Here is a 22,435-nt window from a genome sequence, read left to right as displayed (position 1 = left end):
TCTATTCATGGCTTGATCCAGCACCATTGCGTCACCGGCATGGCCGGCCGCCAGCCGGTCATGCCGCCGACGGGCGCTGCACGGGCGATATCGATGCGGGTCAGGGAGCCGCCGCGCCGTGCATGCTCGGCAAGCAGGACGGCTTCCATTTCGGTCGTGACTGCATTGGCGACCAGCCGTGCACCGCGTCTCAACTGGCTGATGGCAGCATCGAGCACGCCCGCATCGCTGCCGCCACCGCCGATGAAAATGGCATCCGGTGTCGGCAATCCCGCAAGGGCACCCGGCGCCTCTCCCTCGATAATGGTCAGACCCGGTACGCCGAAAGCCTCGGCATTGCGGCGGATGCGAGCGACACGCTCGCCCGAGGCCTCGATCGCGATGGCGCGCAGCGAGGGATCGGCAAGCATCCATTCGATGCCGATCGAGCCGGAGCCCGCGCCGATGTCCCACAGCAGTTCGCCGCGCCGTGGCGTCAGCGCCGATAGGGTCATCGCGCGGATTTCCCGCTTGGTGATCTGGCCGTCATGTTCGAAAAGCTCATCTGCGAGACCGGCGCTTACCGGCAGGATGCGGGCGTTCGCGTCGGCCTTGACCTCGATGCCGCAGATATTGAGATCGTTGATATCGACAGGAGCAAAGTCGGCGGCTTTTTGCTGCGAGACCTTCTCATGCGGGCCGCCGAGCGCCTCGAGAACCGTTAGCGTTGACTGACCAAACCCCACCGCAAGCAACAGGGCAGCCAGATCGACCGGGCCTTTGCCATCCGATGTCAGCGCCAGGATCCTGCGACCCGGGTGCAGATGCGGACGGATGAGGTCGATCGGGCGTCCGTGCAGCGAAAGAACGGTGACATCCTGCAAGGGCCAGCCGAGGCGCGAAGCGGCAAGGCTGAAAGACGAGGGTGCCGGAATGACGCTCATTTCAGAGGCGGGAATATGCCGCGAGAGCGTGGCGCCGACGCCATAGAAGAAGGGATCACCCGAGGCGAGAACGACGGTCGGCATGCCGCGGCGTGCGAGCACCGCTTCCACCGACTTCTCGAAGGGGCTCAGCCACGTATGCGCCTCGCCTGTGATCAGCGGCTGCATCAATTCGATATGGCGCGCACCGCCGAAGACGACCGGTGCGGAAGCAATCAGACGCTTGGCTTTGTCGCCAAGGCCGGCTGGACCGTCCTCGCCGATGCCGATAAGAGTGAGCCAGCGTTGAATTGAAGGTGTCTCAGCCATGGGCAAGACCCGCATTCTGATCCTGGGCGGCACGACCGAGGCCCGCTCGCTCGCGGCGGCACTCGCCTCCCGCGCCGATCTCGATGTCGTCCTGTCGCTCGCCGGCCGAACCGCGGATCCGGCTCCACAGCCGGTTCCAGTGCGCAGCGGCGGCTTCGGCGGCGCAGAGGGTCTTGCCCGCTATCTGCGTGACGAAGCCATCGATCTGATGATCGACGCGACCCATCCTTTCGCGGCCCGCATCTCGGCCAATGCCGCACAAGCGGCGGCTCAGAGCGGTGTTCCAGCCTTTGCCCTGCGCCGGCCGGCATGGACGCCTGTCGAAGGAGATGACTGGGTTTCCGTGCAGAGTGTCCCGCAAGCCATCGCGGCACTTGGTGCGACCTCGTTGCGGGTGTTCCTGGCGACCGGACGGCAGGAGGCTCACTATGCCGATACTGCTCCTCAACACCACTATTGGGTCCGTAGCGTCGATCCCGTTGAGCCGCCGCTGACGGCGCCCAATGTCTGCTACATCCATAGCAGGGGGCCGTTTCGCCTGGAGGGCGAGCTGGAGATGCTGCGCAGGCATGGCATCGAGGTGATCATCGCCAAGAACAGTGGCGGCGCGGCGACCTATGCGAAGATTGAGGCGGCGCGGCAGCTCGGCATCAAGGTGATCATGATCCAACGCGCCGAGGCAACCGGCCTGCGGGCCGTTGAAACACTCGAAGCTGGGCTCAATCGGGTCGATCATTTCGCATCTTCCCTGATGAAACGCGGCGTATAGACCAGATCCGCGCGTCCTTTGCGGGCAATGACGCGCGTCTCGGCCGATCCGATGATGACGCAGGTCGCCATATCGGCCTGAGATGCCTCGGCATCGGCAAGCCGCGCCACCGCCATGCGCTCGTCAGGCCGGCCGGCGGCACGTCCGAAAATAACCGGCGTATCAGCAGGCAGTATGGCGCGCAGGATTTCGAAGGCTGCGCCGAGCTGCCACGGCCGTGCCTTGCTGATCGGATTATAGAGCGCGATGACGAACCCGGCTTCTGCGACCGCACGAAGCCGGATTTCGATAATGGGCCAGGGCTTCAGGTTGTCCGACAGCGAAATCGCGCAGAAATCATGGCCGAGCGGGGCGCCGATGCGTGCGGCAACGGCGAGCATGGCGGTAATTCCCGGCACGACGACGAGATCGATGGCACACCACTCCTCCGGCCCATGATCGATCGCTTCGCAGACTGCCGCCGCCATGGCAAAGACGCCGGGGTCGCCGCCCGAGACGACGCAGACATTGGCTCCGGTCGCCGCCCGCTGCAGCGCCGCCTTGGCGCGGTCCAGCTCCTCGCGGTTGTCTGAGGCATGGCGGATCTGGCCGGCGCGCAGCGTCAGGCGATCGAGATAGGGGCCGTAGCCGAAGAATTCGGTGGCGTCCGCGACTGCGGCCAGCGCCTCCGGCGTCGTCTGCGCGGGATTGCCGGGGCCGGTGCCGATGACATAAAGGCGCCCACTCATGGCCTGCTTTCCCAACCCGGAACCAGCACCAGCGAGAAATAGGGAGCTTCGGCGTCGTCGCGGCTTGCGAGCGGCGTCATCGCCCCGTTCGTCATCGTGCCGCGTTCGACATAGATGGCTTCCTCCAGGCGTCCGGTGGCTTCAAGGGCGCGGCGGATCTTCGGCAGGTTGCGGCCGACCTTCATGATCACGGCTGCCTGGGTGTCACCGAGGCGTCGGACCAGTTCGGTCTCCTTCATCGTTCCCGGCAAAACGGAGAGAACGTCGTCTCCCTGCACCATCGGCAGGCCGGCGAGCGACCAGCAGCCGGACATGGCGGTCACGCCGGGGATGACCTCGGTCGGGAAGCGATCGGCAAGGCGGACATGCAGATGCATGTAGGAGCCGTAAAAGAGCGGATCGCCTTCGCTGAGGACGGCAACGGTCTTTCCTTCCTGCAGATGTGACGCCACCATCTCGGCCGAAGCGTCGTAGAAGGCGGTGATCTGCCTGCCATATTCCGGTGTGTCCTTATCGATCTCTGTCGTGACCGGATAGTAGAGCGGCAGCAGCGTTACATCCGCTTTCAGCAGTTCGCCGACGATGGCCTTTCCGTTGCCGCCTCTGCCCTGCTTGGCGAAATAGGCGACGACGTCGGCGCGCTCCAAGGCCCTGACGGCCTTGACGGTCAACAGTTCCGGATCGCCCGGGCCAGTGCCGACGCCGATCAACTGGCCGCTCGAAGGCGCGCTCATAGGCCTGGCCTCGCTAGGGCGTTGAGAGCGGCTGCCGTCATGGCGCTGCCACCGAGCCGGCCCCGCACGATGGCGAAGGGAACGCCGTAGGAATGTTCCGAAAGGGCATCTTTCGATTCGGCTGCCCCGACGAAGCCGACGGGCATGCCGATGATGGCGGCGGGCTTCGGAGCGCCGTCGCGCAGCATCTCCAGCAGATGGAAAAGGGCAGTCGGCGCATTGCCGATGGCAACGACGGCGCCGGCGAGGCGCTCTGTCCAAAGATGCATGGCGGCAGCCGAGCGTGTGTTGCCGATCGACTTTGCGATGTCTGCCGTGCGCGGATCCTGCAGCGTGCAGATCACCTCATTGGCAGCCGGCAGGCGGGCGCGAGTAACGCCACGGGCGACCATTTCGGCATCGCAGAAAATCGGTGCGCCGTCAGACAGCGCCTTGCGTGCTGCAATAACGAAATCAGGCGAAAACAGAAAATGCCGCGCTGCTTCCACTTGTCCGCAGGCATGGATCATGCGGATGGCGACATCGGCCTCCGCCTCGGAAAAGCGCGAGAGATCGGCTTCGCTGCGGATGATCGCGAAGGAGCGTTCGTAAATCGCATCCCCTTCGCGGATATAGTCATAGTCAGGCATTTCTATTCCTGTCGTAAAGCCGTCGCGATTGCGTCCCGGCCGAGCCGTTTAAGACACTGCTGCGCCGATTCGCCAGCAGCTTTGTTGTTCCGCACCAGCCTGCCGAGCTCGGCCAGTCCTGATTTTAGCTTTTCCTTACCGATGTAAGCCACGGGCTCGCTCGATGCTGACCCATTTACGACAATCCCATAGCCTGTTGCAGCTCCAACGATCACAAGCGTCGTCTGGCCCGGATGGGCGCAGCCCTTTCCGCAGCCTGACAAATGCACCTTGAGCGAACCGTCGAGCAGTTCGGGGGCGATATCAACGAGATCCGTTGCCGCTTGCCGGGTGGCATAATGGGCGGATGCGCAAGCACCTGCCCCAGAGCAGGGAATGGCGTAATTTGCCGGGTCGTCGGCGCGGGTTCTAAAACCGCAGCTGGCCGCCACCGTGCGCACATGTTCCATCGCACTCGGCGTAAGCCCCAGCAACAGCAGCGTATGATCCCATGCGGTGCGGATTTCGCTGACGCCTGCCATCTCTGCGACGGCAAGAAAGCGGCGAAGATCTGCTGCATGGATCTGGCCGAAGGATGGGCGCAGCCCGAGCGCATTGCGCGTCTCATCGAGCTGGATGACGCCGACGGGGGAGACAGATGGACCGCGCGCGTCGCCCATCTTGGCTTCATCGAATTGAAATTGCTCACGCAGGACCTCGGCATCAAGGTCACGGCCACGAGCGCGAGGGCCGACGTCTCCAAGGGTTTGCAACAGCGCGATCACGGCTGCGATCGCCTGTTCGTCCGAGAGTGCCGCCGCAATCGGCTTTGCCGTTGCGGCGGTGCCCGCTATCGAAAGGGTCCAAAGGTGCGCGTCATCGGCGGACATTCCTGCGCGCAGTCGAATATCGGCCGAAAGCCCGTCCAGTGTCAGTCGTCCGCCGCCATCGATGATGATGGCGAGTTTGGCCGCCAGCAGCGGCGCTGGTGCAAGCGCATCGATCACCTTTCGCAGGCGGGTGGCGATATCGCGGGCGTCAGCGATCTCGAGAGAATCAAGCCCATTGAGCGGCGGGACCTCTATGGTAACGCCGCTCTCCGGAATGATGCCGGCGCGGTCGATATCGGCAGCGAGCCCGTCCACGCTCTGCGGGCGCATGCCGCGCAGTTGAAAATTGCCGCGCGCCGTGATCTCGATCAATCCGTTGCCATGCATCTCGGCGGCTTCGGCCAGCGCGCGAACTTGCGCAACGGTCAATCCAGGCGTTGTCGGGCGCAGCCGCACGAGCAGGCCGTCGCCCGTCTGCATCGGCGTGCTCAGCGATGGGCAGGCACCACGGACCATGGAGGGCAGGGGCGATGCACCGACAAGCCGATCGATGTTCTCTTGCGAGAAGCACGCTTGCCCTTCCATTCTTTGTCCGTCTGTCACAACCATGAAACTGCCTTTACATAAGGGGACATTTCCTCGCACAATCCCCTTCTGCGAGCAAACGATTTGGCCCGGACGGTGCTTATGCGCGGTCGTCGAAATCCTGCCCCTTGCGCAAGAGATAGATGTCCATGATCCACCCGTGCTCGGCACGGGCTTGCGCGCGCGTCGCGAGAATGCGCTCCGATACGTCGGCGAGCCTGCCGGCGATGATAATCTCGTCCTTCGTGCCGAGATAGGCTCCCCAATAGATATAGGCGTCGGGATCGACGATTTTGCTGAAGGCCTGTTCGCCGTCGAGCATGACGACGGCTGTTTCGGCGATGCCGGGAAAGCTCTCGGCCAGCCGCCGGCCCGTGGTGATCTGCACCGGCTTGCCGACGAGGTTGAGGGGAATACGGTGGCTCGCAGTCAGCGCCTGGATGCTGGTGATGCCGGGAATAATGCTGTAGTCGAGTGGGACCTTGCCGCGCGCCGTGACGCGTTCAATGATGCGCAGCGTGCTGTCGTAGAGGCCGGGATCGCCCCAGACCAGGAAGGCCGCGCTTTCGTCTTCCGCCAGATGCTCGAGAAACAGCCGCTCATAGGTCGCCGAAATCTCCTCGTGCCAGTCATCGACGCTTTGCACATAGCTGCGATCGGCAATCTGGCGCGATGGCACGTCATAGTCGACAAAGCGGATCGTCTTGTTGGTGATGTAACGCTGGCAGATATCCCTGCGCACATCGGCGAGCTCCGTCTTGGCGGCACCCTTGCTGGGAACGAGGATCACATTGGCCGCATTCAGCGCGTTGATCGCCTGCACGGTCAGATGCTCGGGATTTCCCGTGCCGATGCCGACGATATGGATATGCCGCATATGCTTGTCCTCGCTCTCAGCGCTGTTTGCCGGAAGCGCCCGATGATTTCAAGGGGGAGGTCACCCAAGTCGATCGCCCTGTCTGTCGTAGGCGCGAAGGTTCAGCGGTTGACCATATAGGTGCGCGGCGAAGTGCCGAGCATGCGCCGGAACATGGTGGTAAAGGCGGCCACGCTCTCATATCCGGCTTCAAGCGCGACATTGGTGACGGGCTGGCCCTCGGCGAGTTGTGGCAGGCACGCGAAGACGCTCGCCTGCTGACGCCAGGTCGTAAAGCTGATGCCGGTCTCCTTGCGGAACTGTCTTGTGAATGTCCGGCGGCTCATCGCCAGCTTTTCGGCCCAGTCGTCCAATCTGGCGTTCGGTGTCGGGTTTGCGAGATAGTCACGGCAGAGCGCGGTCAGCCGCCGTTCGGACGGGAAGGGGAGGCCTAGCGGCCGCTCCGGCAGTGTCGCGATTTCCTCGACGAGCAGCGACAGAACCAGCTCGGCCTTGCGGTGGCCGACCGGCGCTTCCCTGAGCCGGATGGCTTCGAGCAACAGGCTGCGGGCGAGATCCGTCACCTCCACCACGCGCGGCACCTCATCCGTCGGGATTTCGCCACGTGGCGTCACGTAAACGGACTTCATGCTGACATCGCTCTGGATCTCGATCGAATGTTCCAGACCGGCGGGGATGAACAGAGCATGGCCGGGCGGCACCATCCATCGTCCTCGGGCCGTGACGATCAGCGCAACGCCGGCAAAGACGCAGAGCAATTGCGTGCGGCGATGATGATGCCACGGCACGGTATAGCCCTGCGGTGGTTCCGAACTATGGACGACGACGTCGGCGTTCGCGTCTTCTATCCACCGCAGATGTTGCACGTGGCTGTTGTCGAGCGTTGCCAGCAATTGTTTTGAGAGTTTTTCCATTTTGGCCCAATCGAGAAACTATTGGACCAAAACACGAAAGAAGGTCACCCGCAAGCCGTGTAAAAGGCGGATCAAACAATATGGTCGGCAAGGAGTCGCCGGCGCAGGAAGGAATCCCAATGGTTGCGGCATTTTCGGGTGCGCAAGCCCGATTTGAAAAGACGACGATCTCGATTGTGGTGGCGGTCAGCACCTGCCACCTGTTGAACGACATCATGCAATCGCTGCTGACATCGCTTTATCCGATGTTCCGAGAAAACTACGCGCTCGATTTCGTTCAGATCGGGCTGTTGACGATGATGTTCCAGATCACCGCGTCGCTGCTGCAGCCGGTGGTCGGCATCGTCACGGATAAATGGCCGATGCCCTATTCGCTGCCCGTCGGAATGGTCAGCACATTTTCGGGCCTTTTGCTGCTCGGCTATGCCGGAAGCTTCGGCATGCTGCTGGTTGCCGCCAGCCTCATCGGCTTCGGTTCGGCCGTCTTCCATCCGGAAGCCTCGCGGGTGGCGCGTCTGGCCTCCGGCGGCCGTCATGGTCTGGCCCAGTCGCTGTTCCAGCTCGGCGGCAATGCCGGTTCGGCGATCGGCCCGCTGATTGCCGCCTTCTTCGTCCTTCAGCATGGCCAGAAGAGCGTCGCCTGGCTTTCGGTGCTGGCCGTCATCGGCTTCATCGTGCTCAGCTGGGTCGGCACCTGGTATGTCAATCACCGCCGCCAGCACGCCGCACGTCCAGCACCCAGCCGCACCTTGCCGATCGCGCGCAACAAGGCGATGTGGGCGCTTGCGATCCTGATCCTGCTGACGGCGACGAAGAACGTCTATATGGCGAGCATATCGAGCTATTTCACCTTCTATGTCATCGACAAGTTCCATCTCGATGTTCGTGATGCGCAGCTGATGCTGTTCCTGTTCCTGGGCTCGGTTGCTGCCGGAACGATCATGGGTGGCCCGGTCGGCGATCGTTTCGGCGCGCGCTTCGTGATCTGGTTCTCGATCCTTGGCGTCATTCCCTTCGCGCTGATGATGCCATACGCAAACCTGTTCTGGACCTGTGTCTTGACCGTCATCATCGGCCTGGTGCTGGCCTCGGCCTTCCCTGCGATCGTCGTCTTCGCTCAGGAGCTGATCCCCGGCCGCGTCGGGCTGATCGGCGGCATCTTCTTCGGCTTCGCCTTTGGAGCGGGCGGACTTGGCGCGGCGGCCCTGGGTGATTTTGCCGATACGCATGGCATCCCCTTCGTCTACACGCTTTGCTCCTATCTGCCGCTGCTTGGCCTATTCACGATCTTCCTGCCGCGAATACCGAGGCATTGACGCTGGACGGCAGGGCATCCTGCCTTGCCGCTCTCCATGGAAAATGCGCCATTCTCGTTATGGCGGCATAATTGGCCGGCCGGATGATCGGGGAAGCCCGGTCGCCGGCCGAAATCGTGACAGCCTGGTCGTGTCTCGTTTACGTTTTTACTTCCTGGCTGCGGCAATTTCGTCGCATGCGGTGGATTTTTGTCTTTTGGCGCTGGCCATCCGACGCACCTTCATCTTAAGTTACACTAGTTTCATGCCGGAGGAGGGTGTTGAATGCGCGCTGAAATCGAAGTCGGCCTGGGAGGATATATGGCTGGCGATATCATCGTTTCCAATCGCGAGGGGCTGAAGAACCCATGCCGGCCTCGCGTCTCGTTGCCTTGACGGCCTGATCGAGCGTTTGGGGGCTAACCCCTGCCGCCATCACCCTATTTTTCGTTGAACTGCGCCACATATTCGAAACCACGGCCGCACATCATCCGGTCCGCGTCGACATCAAACCATGTAGGACATGCCATGCATCTTACGACCGCCCAGCGTTTGGACCGCCTCAAGGTACGTACGGCAGAGCTCAGCCATTGGCGCGAACGCGCTACGCTCGCCATCGAGAACTGGAGCTTCGACGGCGAAAGGATTGCGATCGGCCAGGCCTGGCCGCATCGCAAGGGGGTGGTGCATTTCGCGGCACGGGCGAGCGCGCCCGCCGGCTGGCCGTTGGACGAAACGCGCCTGCAGCTCGATCTCGGCGGGGAGAGCCTGATCACGCTGGGCTTCGGGGAGGGACAGGAAGAACGCTTCGGCCTTGATCCCTACCACCAGGAGTTTCCGCTGAAGGGCCGCAATCTCGCGATTTCAACCGATAGCGTTGCCCGCTTCCCCTTTGGCGAGCCGAACCGGCAACCGAAACTGAACCGTGCGCAGCTCGCCTGGCTGGATATGCCGGTGCACCGGTTGCATCTTCTGCTGCGACAGATCGCTGAAGCGGTCGGTGCGCTCGGCGAACACGAGGCTGTGCCGCACATTTTGGATGCAGCCGAAGCGGCGCTCCGCAGCCTCGATTGGCCGTCTGCGACCGAGCCCTATATCTCGCGCACGGCCAATGCCGAGTGGCAACGGAAAATCTGGGAATTGCCGGAGCTCGTCCAGAACCCGGCAGCCCTTTCCGACCGTGAGCGGGAAAGCGTGGCGGAAGCCCATGAGCAATTGCTCGCTCGCCTTCGCACCCTGCAGCAGCGCTACCCGCAAAACGGTGAGTTGCTGCTGACCGGCCATGCCCATATCGATCTCGCCTGGCTCTGGCCCTATGACGAGACGCGCCGCAAGATGCGTCGCACCTTCCACACGGCCCTGTCACTGATGGAGCGTTCGCCCGATTTCCGCTTCAACCAATCGACCGCGCAATACTATGCCCAGATCGAAGCCGACGATCCGGACTTGTTTGCCCGGATCAAGGAGAGGGTTGCCGACGGTTCCTGGGAGGTGATCGGCGGCATGTGGGTCGAGCCCGACACGAACATGCCGACGGGCGAGAGCCTGGTGCGCCAAATCCTCTACGGCCAGCGTTATTTCGAGAAGACCTTCGGCGTGCGCCACACAATATGCTGGCTGCCGGATTGCTTCGGCTTTTCCGGCGCTCTCCCGCAATTGCTGCGCCAGGGCGGCATCGAAAGCTTCTTCACCATCAAGGTCAATTGGAGTGAAACCAACAGGTTCCCCTATGATCTCTTCTGGTGGGAAGGCCTGGATGGCAGCCGTGTCCTGAGCCACGTCTTCAACAATCCGATGGAGGGCTATAACGGCTTCGTGCAGGCGGATTGTTTCCTGCCGACCTGGAAGAATTTTCGCGCCAAGACGCTGCATGACACGTCGCTGCTGGCGGTCGGCTATGGCGATGGTGGCGGTGGCGTGACGCCGGAGATGGTCGAGCGTGAGGAGCAATTACGCGCATTCCCGGCGATCCCGAAGGCGCGTTGGGGCAAGGTCGGGGATTTCTTTACCAGCGCCCATTTGACCGCCAGCGAAAAGCGCCTTCCCACCTGGTCCGGCGAAATGTATCTCGAGCTGCATCGCGCCACGCTGACGAGCCAGAGCGGGGTGAAACGGCTGCATCGCCGGGCCGAACGAGCCTTGATCACGGCCGAGACCCTGGCGTCCATTGCCCATATGGCCGGGGCGGCGGCACCGGTGAGCCTGGAAGCCGACTGGCGCCTGACGCTGAAGAACGAATTCCACGACATCCTGCCGGGATCGAGCATTCGCGAAGTCTATCAGGATGCGGAGCGGGAGCTTTCCGAGGTCATCGACCATGCCAAGACGGTTCAGCGGCAAGCCATGGACGCGATCGCGTCCCTCTTGCCGAGGGGCGATCTCGCGGATGCCCTCGTCGTCGTCAATCCCTCTCTCGATCGTCGGTCGTTCAACGCCGTGCTTGCCGATGGCACCATACTTTCGACGGCCGACAGCATCGAGCCTCTGTCAGCCCGCGTGTTCGACCGTGCCGCATTGAAGCCGGCAACAGGGTTGCGAGCAACGGTGGATCGTCTGGAGAACGAGCATCTTGCCGCTGTCATCGGAGCCGATGGTGCTGTCCAAAGCCTCATTCACAAGGCGAGCGGGCGCGAGGCGCTGGCGGAACCGGCCAACCAGCTCTGGGTCTACCCCGTCGACAAGCCGCGCAACTGGGATGCCTGGGACATCGATGCCGACTATGCCGAGGTCGGCATTCGCCTCGACAAGCCGGAAAGCATCGAGCTTGTCGAAGAAGGGCCGCATCGGGCCTCCATCAAGGTCGTGCATCGCTATCGCGATTCCAGCATCGTGCTGCATTATGTTTTGACGGCCAATTCGCGAAGGCTCGATATTGAAACCAGCGTCGACTGGCATGACCGCCGCGCGCTGCTGCGGTCGCTGAGCCCGGTTGCGATCCGCTCGCGCACGGCGACCTTCGAATGCGCCTATGGCATCGTCAGCAGGCCGACGCATACCAACACCAGCTGGGATGCGGCGATGTTCGAGGCGGCCGCGCATCGCTTCATCGACATGAGCGAGCCAGACTTCGGGGTCGCCCTGCTCAACGATGCGAAATACGGCCATAGCGCCCGCGACAATGTGCTCGGCATCAGCCTGGTGCGCGGACCTATCTATCCGGATCCCCTGGCCGATGAAGGCGAGCAGCGTTTCACCTATGCGCTCATGCCGCATACCGGCGAGTGGCATAGCGGCGGTGTACGCGAGGAAGCCGAAGATCTGAACCAGCCGTTGATTGTTGCGGCTGCCTCGAACCTGGCCGAAGCCTCATTTGCCGCACTCGATCTAACGGGAACTCCGGTCGCGCTTTCGACCGTCAAGCCGGCTGAAGATGGGGACGGACTTGTCCTGCGCGTCTACGAGCCGGCCGGCCGTCGGGGTGGCTTGACCGTCACCGCGGCAAAGGGTTGGCAGATCGGCGAAGCCATCACGCTGATGGAAGAGCCGCAGACACGCGATGCCGGCCCCGATATCCTGCCATTCGAGGTTAGGAGCTGGAGGGTGAGGCGCGGATGATCAGGCTATAGCCACCAACTGCAGCACAGGGCTTGGATCAGGCGTACCGGCTGATGGCAAGGTCCGTCGCGTCGATATCAGGCTTGCGGCCGCTGACGAGGTCGCTGATGACCCGCGCGGAGCCGGAGCTCATGGTCCATCCGAGCGTGCCGTGCCCGGTGTTGAGGAACAGCCCCTTGATATTCGTCGGTCCGATCACCGGCGTCCCGTCCGGGGTCATCGGCCGCAGGCCCGACCAGAAGGAGGCCTTGGCGACATCGCCGCCGGGGAAGAGATCGGTGACGGAATGTTCGAGCGTTCGTCGCCGGGGAAGGCCGAGATCATTGGTGTAACCGGAGATCTCAGCCATGCCGCCGACGCGGATGCGGTCGCCGAGGCGGGTGATGGCGATTTTGTAGGTTTCGTCCATCACGGTCGATTCCGGCGCGCGCGACGCGTCGGTGATCGGGATGGTCAGGGAGTAGCCCTTGACCGGATAGACCGGAAGCTTGATGCCGAGCGGCTTGAGCAGCAGCGGCGAATAGCTGCCGAGTGCGACGACAACAGCATCGGCGTCCAGGCGTCCACCTTCGGTAACGACGCCGCGTGCCTGTCCGCCCTGGATGTCGAGGCCTTTGATCGTCGTGCCGTATTGGAAACGCACGCCGAGTTCCACCGCCTTTGCGGCGAGCGCATTGGTGAACTTGAAGCAGTCGCCGGTCTCGTCCTTCGGCGTCAGCAGACCGCCGACGAGCTTGTCGCGGACATGCCGTAGCGCCGGTTCGACGCGGATGCAGCCGTCGCGGTCGAGAACTTCATAGGGGACGCCGTCGGCGGCCAGGGCCTTGACGTCCTTGGCGGATGCATCGAGCTGTTGCTGCGTCCGGAAGAGCTGCAGCGTGCCCTGCATGCGCTCGTCATAGGCGATACCAGTCTCTTCGCGAACCGCAGCCAACGAGATGCGGCTATAATCGGCAAGGCGCAGCATGCGGCTCTTGTTGATCGCATAGCGTTCCGAGGTGCAGTTCGACAGCATCTTCACGAGCCATGACAGCATGGCGGCATCGACCTTCGGGCGCAGGATGAGCGGCGCATGGTGCATGAACAGCCATTTCAGCGCCTTCATGGGAATGCCGGGAGCCGCCCAGGGCGAGCAATAGCCGAAGGAGACCTCGCCGGCATTGGCAAAGCTTGTCTCCAGCGCCGGCCCCTGCTGCCGGTCGACGACCGTGACCTCGTGGCCCGCCTTGGCGAGCTGATAGGCGGATGTCACGCCGACGATGCCGGCACCCAGAACGACGACTTTCATGATGTCCCCAGTGAATTGAGCGGTAAGGAGGTCAGACGTATTGGCGATGGAAGCGATGGCCGAGACTGGTGAGGATCTCGTAGGAAATCAAGCCGGCATCCCGCGCAAGATCCTCCAAAGTCTGATGATCCCCCAGTACTTCCACCAGGCTTCCGAAGGAGAGCGCGTCTTCCGGCAGGGCGCTGATATCGATTGTCGTGCTGTCCATCGAAACGCGGCCGACGATCGGCAACCGTACACCGTCATAGTAGACCGCGCCTCGATCGCTGAGGCTGCGCGGAAGACCGTCTGCATAGCCGGCGGCAATCGTCGCAAGCCGGGCCTGTGCCTTCGTCACATGCACGCCGCCATAACCGACGCGAGCGCCTGCTGGAACCGTGCGGGTCTGTACCACGGCCACATCAAGCCGGACGACGGGTTCCACCGGATTGGCCACGCCGCCGGTCGCAGCGCCACCGTAAAGGGCGATGCCCGGCCGCGCGAGTACGCCATGAAAGTCGCTGCCAAGGAAGATGCCGCCGGAGTTCGCAAAGGAGATATCGTAGCCGGGGAAGTCCTTGGCAACGCGACGCATCCGCGCAAGCTGGTCGGCATTCTGCTCGCTGTCGCCATCGTCCGCGGAGGCGAGATGGCTCATGATGAACAGAATGTCGATGTCGCTGCATGTCTTAAGGCAGGCAGCAACGGCGCTTCTGTCCTCCATGGGTATGCCGAGCCGCGACATGCCGGTGTCGAACTGGAGGACCGCCGGAAGCTTGCGGTGCAAGGAGCGTGCAACCTCGACCCATTGTCGCAGCTGATCGAGCGAATTGATGACGGGGATAATGCCGCCTTCCGCGCAAGCGATCTCGTTGTCCGGCAACAGGCCGTTCAGCACGAAGATCGATACATCGCGCGGCAATTGCGGCCGCAGCCGCAAAGCTTCGATAAAATGGGCAACGAAGAAATGGCGGCAGCCGTGCCCATAAAGTGCCTTGGAGACCTGGTTTGCGCCAAGCCCGTAGGCATCGGCCTTGACGACAGCCGCCGCTCGTGCGGGCGCGACGATGGAGGAAAGCTTGTCGTAGTTCCTGCGCAGGGCCTTGAGGTCGATCGTGAGGTAACCGCAAGCTCCGCTATCGATCGCCAGTTTTGGCCCACGGGAATCCATTATGCCGCTGTCCATATTCACCCTCGTTTTCCTGAGGTGAGATTATTGATATGATCGTGAAATTGCTCATCGAACAGTGATTGATTATTGTGTAGTTGGGCAGATATTGAAACGATCCGCGAATTTTTGAAAGAATCCACATGGCGGCGCTTGATGCGATCGATCGCAATATTCTTCGCTTGCTTCGCCTCGATGCCCGCCTCAGCAATGCAAGGCTGGCAAGCGAGGTAGGGCTCTCGCCGTCCGCCTGTCTGCGGCGCATCAGATTGATGGAGCAGGCGGGCGTAATTCGGGGCTACACGGCGCTCGTGGATACCTCCCAGGCCGAAACGGCGATCGCCGTCATTATCAACATCACGCTCGAACGGCAGACGGAGGATCATCTCGACCGTTTCGAGGCGGCGGTGCGTAAGCACCCGGAGATCCGCGAATGCTTTCTGATGACGGGTGGATCCGATTACCTCCTGCGCGTGGAGGTCGCCAACCCCGGCGACTTCGAGCGTATCCACAAGGATATTCTCTCGACCTTGCCGGGGGTGCTGAGAATTCATTCGAGCTTCTCGATCCGCAATGTGCTTGCGACGCGATCGAAAGGGCAGCGTTGAGGGGCTCAACACCAACCCGATATGAGAGACTGCCTCAGTCTCGCGCCTGCTCCCAGCTGACGCCGGCGGCGGCGCGAACCTCGCAGATAAGTCCGCTTGGTTCATAGCTAACTTGAACCTCGCCGTTCAACTCGGCCGCCAGAAGACTTTCGATCAATCGGGAGCCGAAGCCTTTGCGCGTGGGCGGTGTGACGGTCGGTCCTCCCGCTTCCTGCCAGCGCAATCTGAGGCGATCGGACCCGTTACCCTCCAGCGACCATACGATGGCCACGCGGCCATCTGGTACGGAGAGTGCTCCATATTTGGCGGCATTCGTCGCCAGCTCATGCAGCGCAAGCGATATGGAAACGACGGCCCGAGGCGCAAGCTGCATCGTTGGGCCGTGGATTTCGAACTTTTCCTTCGGATATGGAGAAAGAGCCTGGCGCACGACCGCCGTCAGTTCAGCTTGCTCCCAATTGCCATGGATCAGCAGGTCATGGGCTCTCGCCATGGAGGTCAACCGCGCGTCGAACGTCTCCACGGACGTTCTGTCGACATCGCTGCGTCCCAATGTCTGGCGCGCTATGGCCATGACCGTCGCCAGCACATTCTTGACGCGATGATTGAGCTCGCCGACAAGAACCGTCTGCAGGCGTTCGGCCTCCTTCTTCGCGCTGATGTCATGGGCGATCTTCGATGCCCCGACAATCCGGCCATAGGTATCGTAGATCGGGGAGACGCTCAGCAGCACATCGACGAGCCGGCCATTCTTGCATCGCCGCTTGGTCTCGTACGGTTCGACTTTCTGCCCGGCGCGGATTTTCGCGAGAATCGCCGGCTCCTCTTCGCGTCGATCGTCGGGGACGACCATCATCACCGATCCGCCGATCGCTTCTTCGGCCGAATGGCCGTAGAGCCTTTCTGCACCGAGGTTCCAGCTTGTGATCACCATGTTGAGATCGGTGCTGAGGATCGCGTCGTCGGAGGAAGCGATGATGGCGGCCAGGCGTCGCTCGACCTCCTGCGCCCGCTTACGCTCGCTGATATCGATGACGACGCTCACAGCTCGCCGGATCCTGCCGGCAGAACTATCGCGCACACCTGAAGCTGAGTTTGTCACCCAGACGAGGCTGCCGTCCTTGCGGACATATCGTTGCTCGATCTCAAAGCTTTCGCCGGTCGCCAACATCGTTTCAAACAGCCGTGCTGTGTCGTGTTGATCGTCCGAATAGGTGATGTCCTGCATCCGCATGCCGAGAAGTTCGCTTTCCGAGTAACCGACTATCTCGCAAAAGCGTCTGTTGACGAGGGAGAAGCAGCCATCGAGGTCATATTGGGCAATCCCGGCCGCCGATTGGGAAATGATTGCGCTAACCCGCTCCTCGCTCTCCCGCAATATCTCCTCGGAGCGCACGCGTTTCGTCGTTTCGTTGACGATGCAAAGGACGCCTTGCACCTTGCGGTCGCTGTCGCGGACAGGCGAGTAGGAGATGTCGAAATAGGCCGTCTCCGGATAGCCGTGACGCTCGATATAGAAGGGCCGATCCTTGGCGACGATTGTCTTGCCGTCTTCGAGGACAGCGCGCAGAAGCGGCTCGAGGTCGCTCCACATTTCAGCCCAGCTTTCGCGTGCCGGGCGGCCCAGCGCCTGCGGATGCTTGTCGCCTATGGTCGGCGCGTAGGCATCATTGTAAAGCGCGACAAAATCCTCGCCCCAGAACATGACGATCTCGGCTTGGGCGGGGAGCATGATATCGACTGCGGATACCAGGCAATGCGGCCAGGCCGACCTTGGGCCCAGACTGGTCTTCTCCCAGTCGAAGCCAAAAATACGCGCTGCCATCTCGCCGGTATTGCCTGCAAGTTCGGGCACGATATTCAGGGTACTATCCTCCCTCTTGAACGATGACAATTCTACTACGGAGCGTCCCGTCTCACTCATGTTCTCCGGGCGGGATTCATAGCATATTCTTTGTGACGAAGTGCAGCGTTAAAATTTACTAATTTCTATGCGTTTTAAGCAACATAGACTGATTTTTCTGAATATTTTTGGCGTCCGCTCCGGGATCGTACGTGCCTCCATGCGCCGCCGAAGTTCTTTGACCGAGTTACTGCTATCGGGGTGCACCTTTCGATAGCGGCATGGACGTTTTCCGGCTGGATTTCCTCAGTTGTCGGGCCTTGCTCGCATTTCAGCCGTGAGCCATTTTTCAAGTGCCAGCGCGTCCGGCCGGCCTGCGATGTGCGGCGCGATCCAGAGCACCATGCGCCGCGGTCCGGGCAGGAAGCCGAACGGCGCCACCAGTCGCCCCGAGGCCAGCTGATCGAGCACCAGCATCTGTGGCACGACCGCAATGCCGAGCCCGCAGGCTGCAGCCTGTATCAGCAGGTAAAAGTGGTCGAAAGCCGAATGGTTGGGGAGATCCAGTTCCGTCTTCTCTGCGGCCGCCTGCCAATCGCGCCATGCCTCCGGCCGGGTCCGTGTCGACAGGATCGTGGCGCCCTCGATATCCTTGGGGCAATGGATGCCGGCCCGGCTCAAATATTCCGGCGAGCAGACCGGGCCGATCGCTTCGCCACCGAGCTCCCGGATGATTGCGTCCTTCGGCGGCTCGATGACGCTGGAGCGGATCGCAAGGCCGATCTTGTCCCGGACGAAGTCGATCTGGTCGTAGTTCATGTTGAACTGCAGAGCGATCTGCGGATGACGCTCATGGAATTGGCCGATGCGCGGAATGATCCATCCCATCATGATCGACGATGAACAGGATAGCGTCAGCGGGCTCGGCCGCACGCGCTCGACACTTGCCTGCATCAGGCCGAAGGCGCTTGCAAGTCCCTCGGCCAGCCGCGATCCTTCCGGCGTCGGCTCCGTTGAATGCGCCCTGCGGGTGACGAGAATGACGCCAAGCGTCTCCTCAAGGCCGCGAATGTGGCGGCTGATCGCACCATGGGTCACGCAGAGCTCGTCGGCGGCGAGCGTCATCGAGCGGTGCCGGGCGGTCGCTTCAAACGCCTTGAGCGCATTCAACGATGGCAGAGGGCCGCTCATTTCAGGATCCCAATTAACCAGTGATGTGATTTTTCTTCACATGACGGAGAGATTAAATCGTTTGCTCGCTACTTGTCCATCCCGTTAGAGATCGAGGCTATTGGAAGGCGCATGCGGTCGGAGGCAATTCCTGGAGGGGAAGTAGGAGTTTCCATTCTGCCGACGACGCAGACGGATCGTCGCGCCGGAAAAAGTCTAGAACGGGGGAGGAGCTTCATTGCAGCCCGACAATCAGGAAATGTCACAGGTCGAGCGTTCGGCCATCGCCAAGGTGTCGAAGCGGTTGGTGCCCTTCATCGCCTTGATGTTCTTCATCAACTTCCTCGATCGCACAGCGATCTCCTTTGCCGGCCCGAATGGCATGACGACCGATCTCGCCTTGACGGCGGCGCAGTTCGGTTTTGCGGCCGGTATCTTCTTCTTCGGCTATATCGTGCTCGAAATCCCGAGCAATCTGGCGCTGCACAAATATGGCGCGCGCCGGTGGCTGGCCCGCATCATGGTCAGCTGGGGCATCGTCGCGCTGCTGTTCACCTGGGTATCGAGCGCGACGGAGCTTTACGTTCTGCGTTTCCTGCTCGGCGTTGCCGAAGCCGGCTTCTTCCCCGGAGCCATCCTGTTTCTGAGCATGTGGGTGCCGGCGAGGCATCGTCGCAAGATCCTAGCGTTGTTTTATCTTGCCCAGCCGTTGACGACGGTGATCGGTGCTCCCTTTGCCGCGATGCTGATCCAGATGCATGGCCTTTTCGGCCTCGAGGGCTGGCGCGTCATGTTCTTCGGTGTCGCGGTGCCTGCCGTCGTCATCGGTATCATCACCTGGTTCTATCTTGCCGACAGGCCGAATGATGCCAAGTGGCTGACCCAGGCAGAGAAGGATTGGCTGAACCGTGAACTTGCCGGTGAAGAAAAGGCCAAGGCCGCGGCGCATGGCAAGATGACGGGTCTGGCGCTGACCGACGGCCGGGTATGGCTGCTGTCGGTCATCTATTTCGGCCTGATCTACGGGCTCTATGCGCTGGCCTTCTTCCTGCCGACGATCATCGGTGGTTTCGAGACGAAGTTCGGCACGAAGTTCGATGTCTTCGACAAGGGCCTGATCACGGCGATCCCCTATCTGCCCGCGGCTGTCGTCCTGTTCTTCTGGAGCCGCGATGCATCGAAGCGCGGCGTTCGGCCGTGGCACATCGGCATCCCGGCCCTGGTGGGAGCGTTCAGCATCCCCGCCGCGCTCTACATGGGGTCACCGGAGGCGACGATCGCGATGATTACGCTGACGGCGTGCGCGATCTTCGCGGCTCTGCCGAACTTCTGGGCCATTCCGTCGCGTTTTCTGGCGGGACCGGCTGCGGCAGCTGGCATCGCTCTCATCAACACGATCGGCAACATCGCCGGGTTTGCGGCACCCTATGTGACCGGCCTCATCAAGGATGCGACCGGCGTCTACGAGTTGCCCATGTTCATTGTGGGGGGTCTGATGCTGTTGTCCGCGTTGCTGGCCTTTTCGTTGAATGGCCGAGTGCGTGAGCCGGAACTTGTGGTTGCAGGCAGCAAGGGCTGAAATCGTCCGAAGCGGTAGCCAACGAATTCGATGGCGGTCATGAATTTGGCCGCCGTCGCTGCCCATCGGCCGATCTTTAAAATATCAGTTTCTCGGGGTGAGATGGATGCCCGCAAGGGTGCATCGCACCGAGCCTCCGGCGCGCTCGATTGTGGGGATATCGAGGGCGATAATCCTGGCATCTGCTTCGATCGTAGCGCGCTGGTCATCGCCGAGCGCGGCCAGCGCCGTCGTCGAAAGTGCCAGAATTCGGCTCTCCTTGCCCTGCAGTTCGATGGCATTGCCTGCGAAACTGTCGATCTGCGCGTTGCTCAAGTGCACAATGTCGCGGCCGGAGCGCTGCAGGCGTGCTACGACTTCGTTACGCCGTCTTGCGTCCGTGATCATGCCGGTTCCGATCACGGCGAAACCTGTCGCTACGCACATCAGCACATTGGTATGATAGATCGACACGCCGTCTCCGTCACGGGCGTCGAACACCATCGGCTCGAAATTGAAATGCGTGCAGAAGCGTTCGAGCGCGATCGGGTCGGTCCGGTCCGAACGCGCGGCATAGGCCACGCGATCGATATGGTCGAGCACCATAGCGCCGGTCCCTTCGAGGAAGATACCGTCCGGCTCAAGCCCGGAATAATCGATGACGTCCTGGACGCGATAGTTTTGCTTCAGCATCTCGATGACGTCGCTGCGCCGTTCGCGACGCCGGCTTGGCACCTTCATAGGGTAGATCGCGATATGGCCACCGGCATGGGTGGAGAACCAGTTGTTGGGAAAGACCGAGTCAGGCGTCTCTCTGCCGCTATCCTCGAATAGATGGACCGTCACCCCATGGCTTTCGAGCGTCTCCGCCGCAAGCGTGATCTCGTCGAAAGCCCTTGATGCGAGTTCGTCGCTCCAATCAGTCGAAAGCTGGAAGCGATTGTCGGCAGCAGTTTCGGTGTTGACGGTGAAATGATGCGGGCGGACCATGACGACGGCAGACGGCGCCTGCGCGGAATAGGCTGCATGGGTCATCGGCCTTCCCTCAACCGGCGCGCTGCAACATGCCGAACAGGTCGCGCGGATCGTCCGGATCGGCGATGATATCAAGCTTCTGGAAGTAGTCCGTGCCCACCAGCTTTTCGCGGACGTAGCGCAGGGCGGAGAAATCCTCGATGGCGAAGCCGACGCTGTCGAACAGGGTGATCTGTGCCTCGCTTCGGCGCCCTTGTGCTCGGCCGCTCACCACTTGCCACAGTTCCGTGACCGGATAATCGGGATCCATCTGCTGGATCTCTCCCTCGATGCGGGTCTGCGGCGGATATTCGACGAAGGTGTCGGCACGCAGCAGAATGTCGCGATGAAGCTCCGTCTTGCCGGGGCAGTCGCCGCCAATCGCGTTGATGTGGACGCCGGCACCGACCATGTTGTCTGTCAGGATCGTGGCGAACTGCTTGTCGGCCGTACAGGTCGTGATGATGTCGGCTCCTTCGATGGCCGCCTGCGCCGATGCGCAGGGAACCAATCGCAAGCCCATGTTAGCGAGATTGCGCATGGTCTTTTCCGTTGCCTTCGGATCGATGTCATAGAGACGGACCTCTTCGATCCCGAGAACCGCCTTCATCGCCAGCGCCTGGAATTCCGCTTGCGCGCCGTTGCCGATCAGCGCCAGGCAGCGAGCCTTTGCCGGCGCGAGATGGCGTGCGGCCATGGCCGAGGTGGCGGCGGTGCGCAGCGCGGTCAGCAGCGTCATTTCAGTGAGCAGCACGGGGTACCCGGTCGACACCTCAGCCAGCAGACCGAAGGCGGTCACGGTCTGAAGCCCTTGCGCCATGTTCTTCGGGTGCCCGTTGACATATTTGAAGCTGTAGACAGCGCCATCCGAGGTCGGCATCAGCTCGATGACCCCGTCAAGGGAATGGGAGGCCACGCGTGGCGTCTTGTCGAAAAGATCCCAGCGACGAAAATCCGCCTCGACGGCCTCGGTCAGCCCGATCAGCATGGTTTCGATGCCGACATGGTGTACGAGCCGCATCATGTTTTCGACGCTGACGAAGGGGATGAAGGCTTTTTCCGACGGAAGCAGTGCGGGCATTCTGGTGTCCTCGATCAGATTATTCCCTATAGGGTAACAAGCGGGCCGATTGACTGAAATCGCAAAACTGTGCCAGTTCTGGTATGTTATTATACAAATTGTATAGCACTTATTGTGAAAATGACAGAGTCCGGATTTTGCAATGGCCCCTGCCAAATATATTCCCGATGATCTCGATCGGCGCATCATCGCTCATCTGCGCGCGGACGGTCGTGCTTCGCTCTCCAAGTTGTCGGATGTTCTGGGTGTCGCTCGCGGCACGGTGCAGAACCGATTGGATCGGCTGATCGAAACCGGCACGCTGCTGGGCTTCACCATTCGGGTGCGGGAGGATTATGACGAGCAGACGGTACATGCCGTCATGATGATCGAAGTGGTGGGAAAATCGACGACGCAGGTCATACGCAAGCTGCGCGGTCTGCCAGAAATCTATTCGCTTCACACAACGAACGGCAATTGGGATCTCGTCGCCAATATTAGGGCAACCAGCCTGTCGGATTTCGATCGGGTGTTGCGCGAGGTGCGCATGATCGATGGCGTTGCGAACAGCGAAACCAGTCTGCTGCTCAGCAGCCTTTGAGGGTTTGCTTTACCCGCGC

General features: G+C 61.6%; 19 protein-coding genes. 6 read left to right on the top strand and 13 right to left on the bottom strand.

Annotated elements, in window-relative coordinates; genetic code table 11:
* Nucleotides 1–5: 5 nt before the first annotated feature.
* Nucleotides 6–1,247: a bifunctional cobalt-precorrin-7 (C(5))-methyltransferase/cobalt-precorrin-6B (C(15))-methyltransferase gene (locus tag GA0061101_RS11110; protein ID WP_037192718.1), complete on the bottom strand. Its 1,242-nt coding sequence runs from the start codon at nucleotides 1,245–1,247 to the stop codon at nucleotides 6–8.
* Between GA0061101_RS11110 and GA0061101_RS11105 the strand changes: the two genes are divergently transcribed.
* Entirely contained in the window at nucleotides 1,231–2,001 is a 771-nt protein-coding gene (locus tag GA0061101_RS11105) for a cobalt-precorrin-6A reductase (protein ID WP_037192716.1), read from the top strand. The two genes, GA0061101_RS11110 and GA0061101_RS11105, sit on opposite strands and share 17 nt — an antisense overlap.
* Here the strand turns inward: GA0061101_RS11105 and GA0061101_RS11100 are convergent.
* From GA0061101_RS11100 to GA0061101_RS11075, 6 genes are all read right to left on the bottom strand, one after another.
* Nucleotides 1,965–2,729, bottom strand: coding sequence for a precorrin-3B C(17)-methyltransferase (locus GA0061101_RS11100; RefSeq protein ID WP_037192715.1), 765 nt, complete (start codon nucleotides 2,727–2,729; stop codon nucleotides 1,965–1,967). The two genes, GA0061101_RS11105 and GA0061101_RS11100, sit on opposite strands and share 37 nt — an antisense overlap.
* Nucleotides 2,726–3,463, bottom strand: a complete 738-nt coding sequence (locus GA0061101_RS11095; RefSeq protein WP_037192713.1) for a precorrin-2 C(20)-methyltransferase — start codon at nucleotides 3,461–3,463, stop codon at nucleotides 2,726–2,728. Before GA0061101_RS11095 ends, GA0061101_RS11100 begins: the two co-directional genes overlap by 4 nt.
* On the bottom strand, nucleotides 3,460–4,092 hold the full coding sequence (locus GA0061101_RS11090; protein WP_037192711.1) for a precorrin-8X methylmutase: 633 nt from the start codon (nucleotides 4,090–4,092) through the stop codon (nucleotides 3,460–3,462). Before GA0061101_RS11090 ends, GA0061101_RS11095 begins: the two co-directional genes overlap by 4 nt.
* A gap of 2 nt (nucleotides 4,093–4,094) precedes the next feature.
* Nucleotides 4,095–5,486: a precorrin-3B synthase gene (cobG, locus tag GA0061101_RS11085; protein WP_244655265.1), complete on the bottom strand. Its 1,392-nt coding sequence runs from the start codon at nucleotides 5,484–5,486 to the stop codon at nucleotides 4,095–4,097.
* A 100-nt stretch (nucleotides 5,487–5,586) separates the two neighbouring features.
* Nucleotides 5,587–6,363 (bottom strand): precorrin-6A synthase (deacetylating), encoded by a 777-nt coding sequence (gene cobF / locus GA0061101_RS11080; RefSeq protein WP_037192709.1) that lies wholly within the window; start codon nucleotides 6,361–6,363, stop codon nucleotides 5,587–5,589.
* Between the two features lie 101 nt (nucleotides 6,364–6,464).
* Complete coding sequence (locus tag GA0061101_RS11075; protein WP_037192706.1) at nucleotides 6,465–7,277, bottom strand: AraC family transcriptional regulator; 813 nt, start codon at nucleotides 7,275–7,277, stop codon at nucleotides 6,465–6,467.
* A 119-nt stretch (nucleotides 7,278–7,396) separates the two neighbouring features.
* Between GA0061101_RS11075 and GA0061101_RS11070 the strand changes: the two genes are divergently transcribed.
* Nucleotides 7,397–8,593 carry an MFS transporter gene (locus GA0061101_RS11070; RefSeq protein WP_037193261.1) on the top strand — a complete coding sequence of 399 codons (1,197 nt, stop codon included), beginning with the start codon at nucleotides 7,397–7,399 and terminating at the stop codon, nucleotides 8,591–8,593.
* 507 nt (nucleotides 8,594–9,100) lie between these two features.
* Nucleotides 9,101–12,127 (top strand): alpha-mannosidase, encoded by a 3,027-nt coding sequence (locus GA0061101_RS11065; protein ID WP_037192704.1) that lies wholly within the window; start codon nucleotides 9,101–9,103, stop codon nucleotides 12,125–12,127.
* Between the two features lie 37 nt (nucleotides 12,128–12,164).
* Here the strand turns inward: GA0061101_RS11065 and GA0061101_RS11060 are convergent, their stop codons facing one another.
* Both GA0061101_RS11060 and alr read right to left on the bottom strand, forming a co-directional pair.
* Complete coding sequence (locus tag GA0061101_RS11060; RefSeq protein WP_037192702.1) at nucleotides 12,165–13,415, bottom strand: D-amino acid dehydrogenase; 1,251 nt, start codon at nucleotides 13,413–13,415, stop codon at nucleotides 12,165–12,167.
* A gap of 31 nt (nucleotides 13,416–13,446) precedes the next feature.
* The gene (alr, locus tag GA0061101_RS11055) at nucleotides 13,447–14,580 is read right to left on the bottom strand and encodes an alanine racemase (RefSeq protein ID WP_037192700.1); all 1,134 of its coding nucleotides are present in this window, start codon (nucleotides 14,578–14,580) and stop codon (nucleotides 13,447–13,449) included.
* Between the two features lie 125 nt (nucleotides 14,581–14,705).
* Between alr and GA0061101_RS11050 the strand changes: the two genes are divergently transcribed.
* Complete coding sequence (locus tag GA0061101_RS11050) at nucleotides 14,706–15,170, top strand: Lrp/AsnC family transcriptional regulator (protein ID WP_037192698.1); 465 nt, start codon at nucleotides 14,706–14,708, stop codon at nucleotides 15,168–15,170.
* A 34-nt stretch (nucleotides 15,171–15,204) separates the two neighbouring features.
* Here GA0061101_RS11050 and GA0061101_RS11045 read toward each other — a convergent pair whose 3' ends face one another.
* Together GA0061101_RS11045 and GA0061101_RS11040 are read right to left on the bottom strand one after the other, a co-directional pair.
* The gene (locus GA0061101_RS11045) at nucleotides 15,205–16,995 is read right to left on the bottom strand and encodes a PAS domain-containing sensor histidine kinase (protein WP_037193258.1); all 1,791 of its coding nucleotides are present in this window, start codon (nucleotides 16,993–16,995) and stop codon (nucleotides 15,205–15,207) included.
* Nucleotides 16,996–17,319: 324 nt separating this feature from the next.
* A complete protein-coding gene (locus GA0061101_RS11040) occupies nucleotides 17,320–18,204 on the bottom strand; it encodes a LysR substrate-binding domain-containing protein (protein ID WP_037192696.1) in 885 nt (294 codons plus the stop codon).
* A 238-nt stretch (nucleotides 18,205–18,442) separates the two neighbouring features.
* Between GA0061101_RS11040 and GA0061101_RS11035 the strand changes: the two genes are divergently transcribed.
* The gene (locus GA0061101_RS11035) at nucleotides 18,443–19,762 is read left to right on the top strand and encodes an MFS transporter (protein WP_092573632.1); all 1,320 of its coding nucleotides are present in this window, start codon (nucleotides 18,443–18,445) and stop codon (nucleotides 19,760–19,762) included.
* An 84-nt stretch (nucleotides 19,763–19,846) separates the two neighbouring features.
* Here the strand turns inward: GA0061101_RS11035 and ctlX are convergent, their stop codons facing one another.
* Both ctlX and GA0061101_RS11025 read right to left on the bottom strand, forming a co-directional pair.
* The gene (gene ctlX, locus GA0061101_RS11030) at nucleotides 19,847–20,776 is read right to left on the bottom strand and encodes a citrulline utilization hydrolase CtlX (protein ID WP_037192695.1); all 930 of its coding nucleotides are present in this window, start codon (nucleotides 20,774–20,776) and stop codon (nucleotides 19,847–19,849) included.
* Nucleotides 20,777–20,786: 10 nt separating this feature from the next.
* Entirely contained in the window at nucleotides 20,787–21,836 is a 1,050-nt protein-coding gene (locus tag GA0061101_RS11025) for an ornithine cyclodeaminase (protein WP_037192693.1), read from the bottom strand.
* A 142-nt stretch (nucleotides 21,837–21,978) separates the two neighbouring features.
* Here GA0061101_RS11025 and GA0061101_RS11020 point away from each other — a divergent pair, with 142 nt between their 5' ends.
* Nucleotides 21,979–22,416 carry an Lrp/AsnC family transcriptional regulator gene (locus tag GA0061101_RS11020; RefSeq protein ID WP_037192690.1) on the top strand — a complete coding sequence of 146 codons (438 nt, stop codon included), beginning with the start codon at nucleotides 21,979–21,981 and terminating at the stop codon, nucleotides 22,414–22,416.
* Nucleotides 22,417–22,435 lie beyond the last annotated feature (19 nt).

This window comes from Martinezella lusitana (assembly GCF_900094565.1).
Taxonomy (GTDB): domain Bacteria; phylum Pseudomonadota; class Alphaproteobacteria; order Rhizobiales; family Rhizobiaceae; genus Rhizobium; species Rhizobium lusitanum.
The sequence above is the reverse complement of the archived record's forward strand: the minus strand, read 5'-3'. Positions and strand labels throughout refer to the sequence as shown.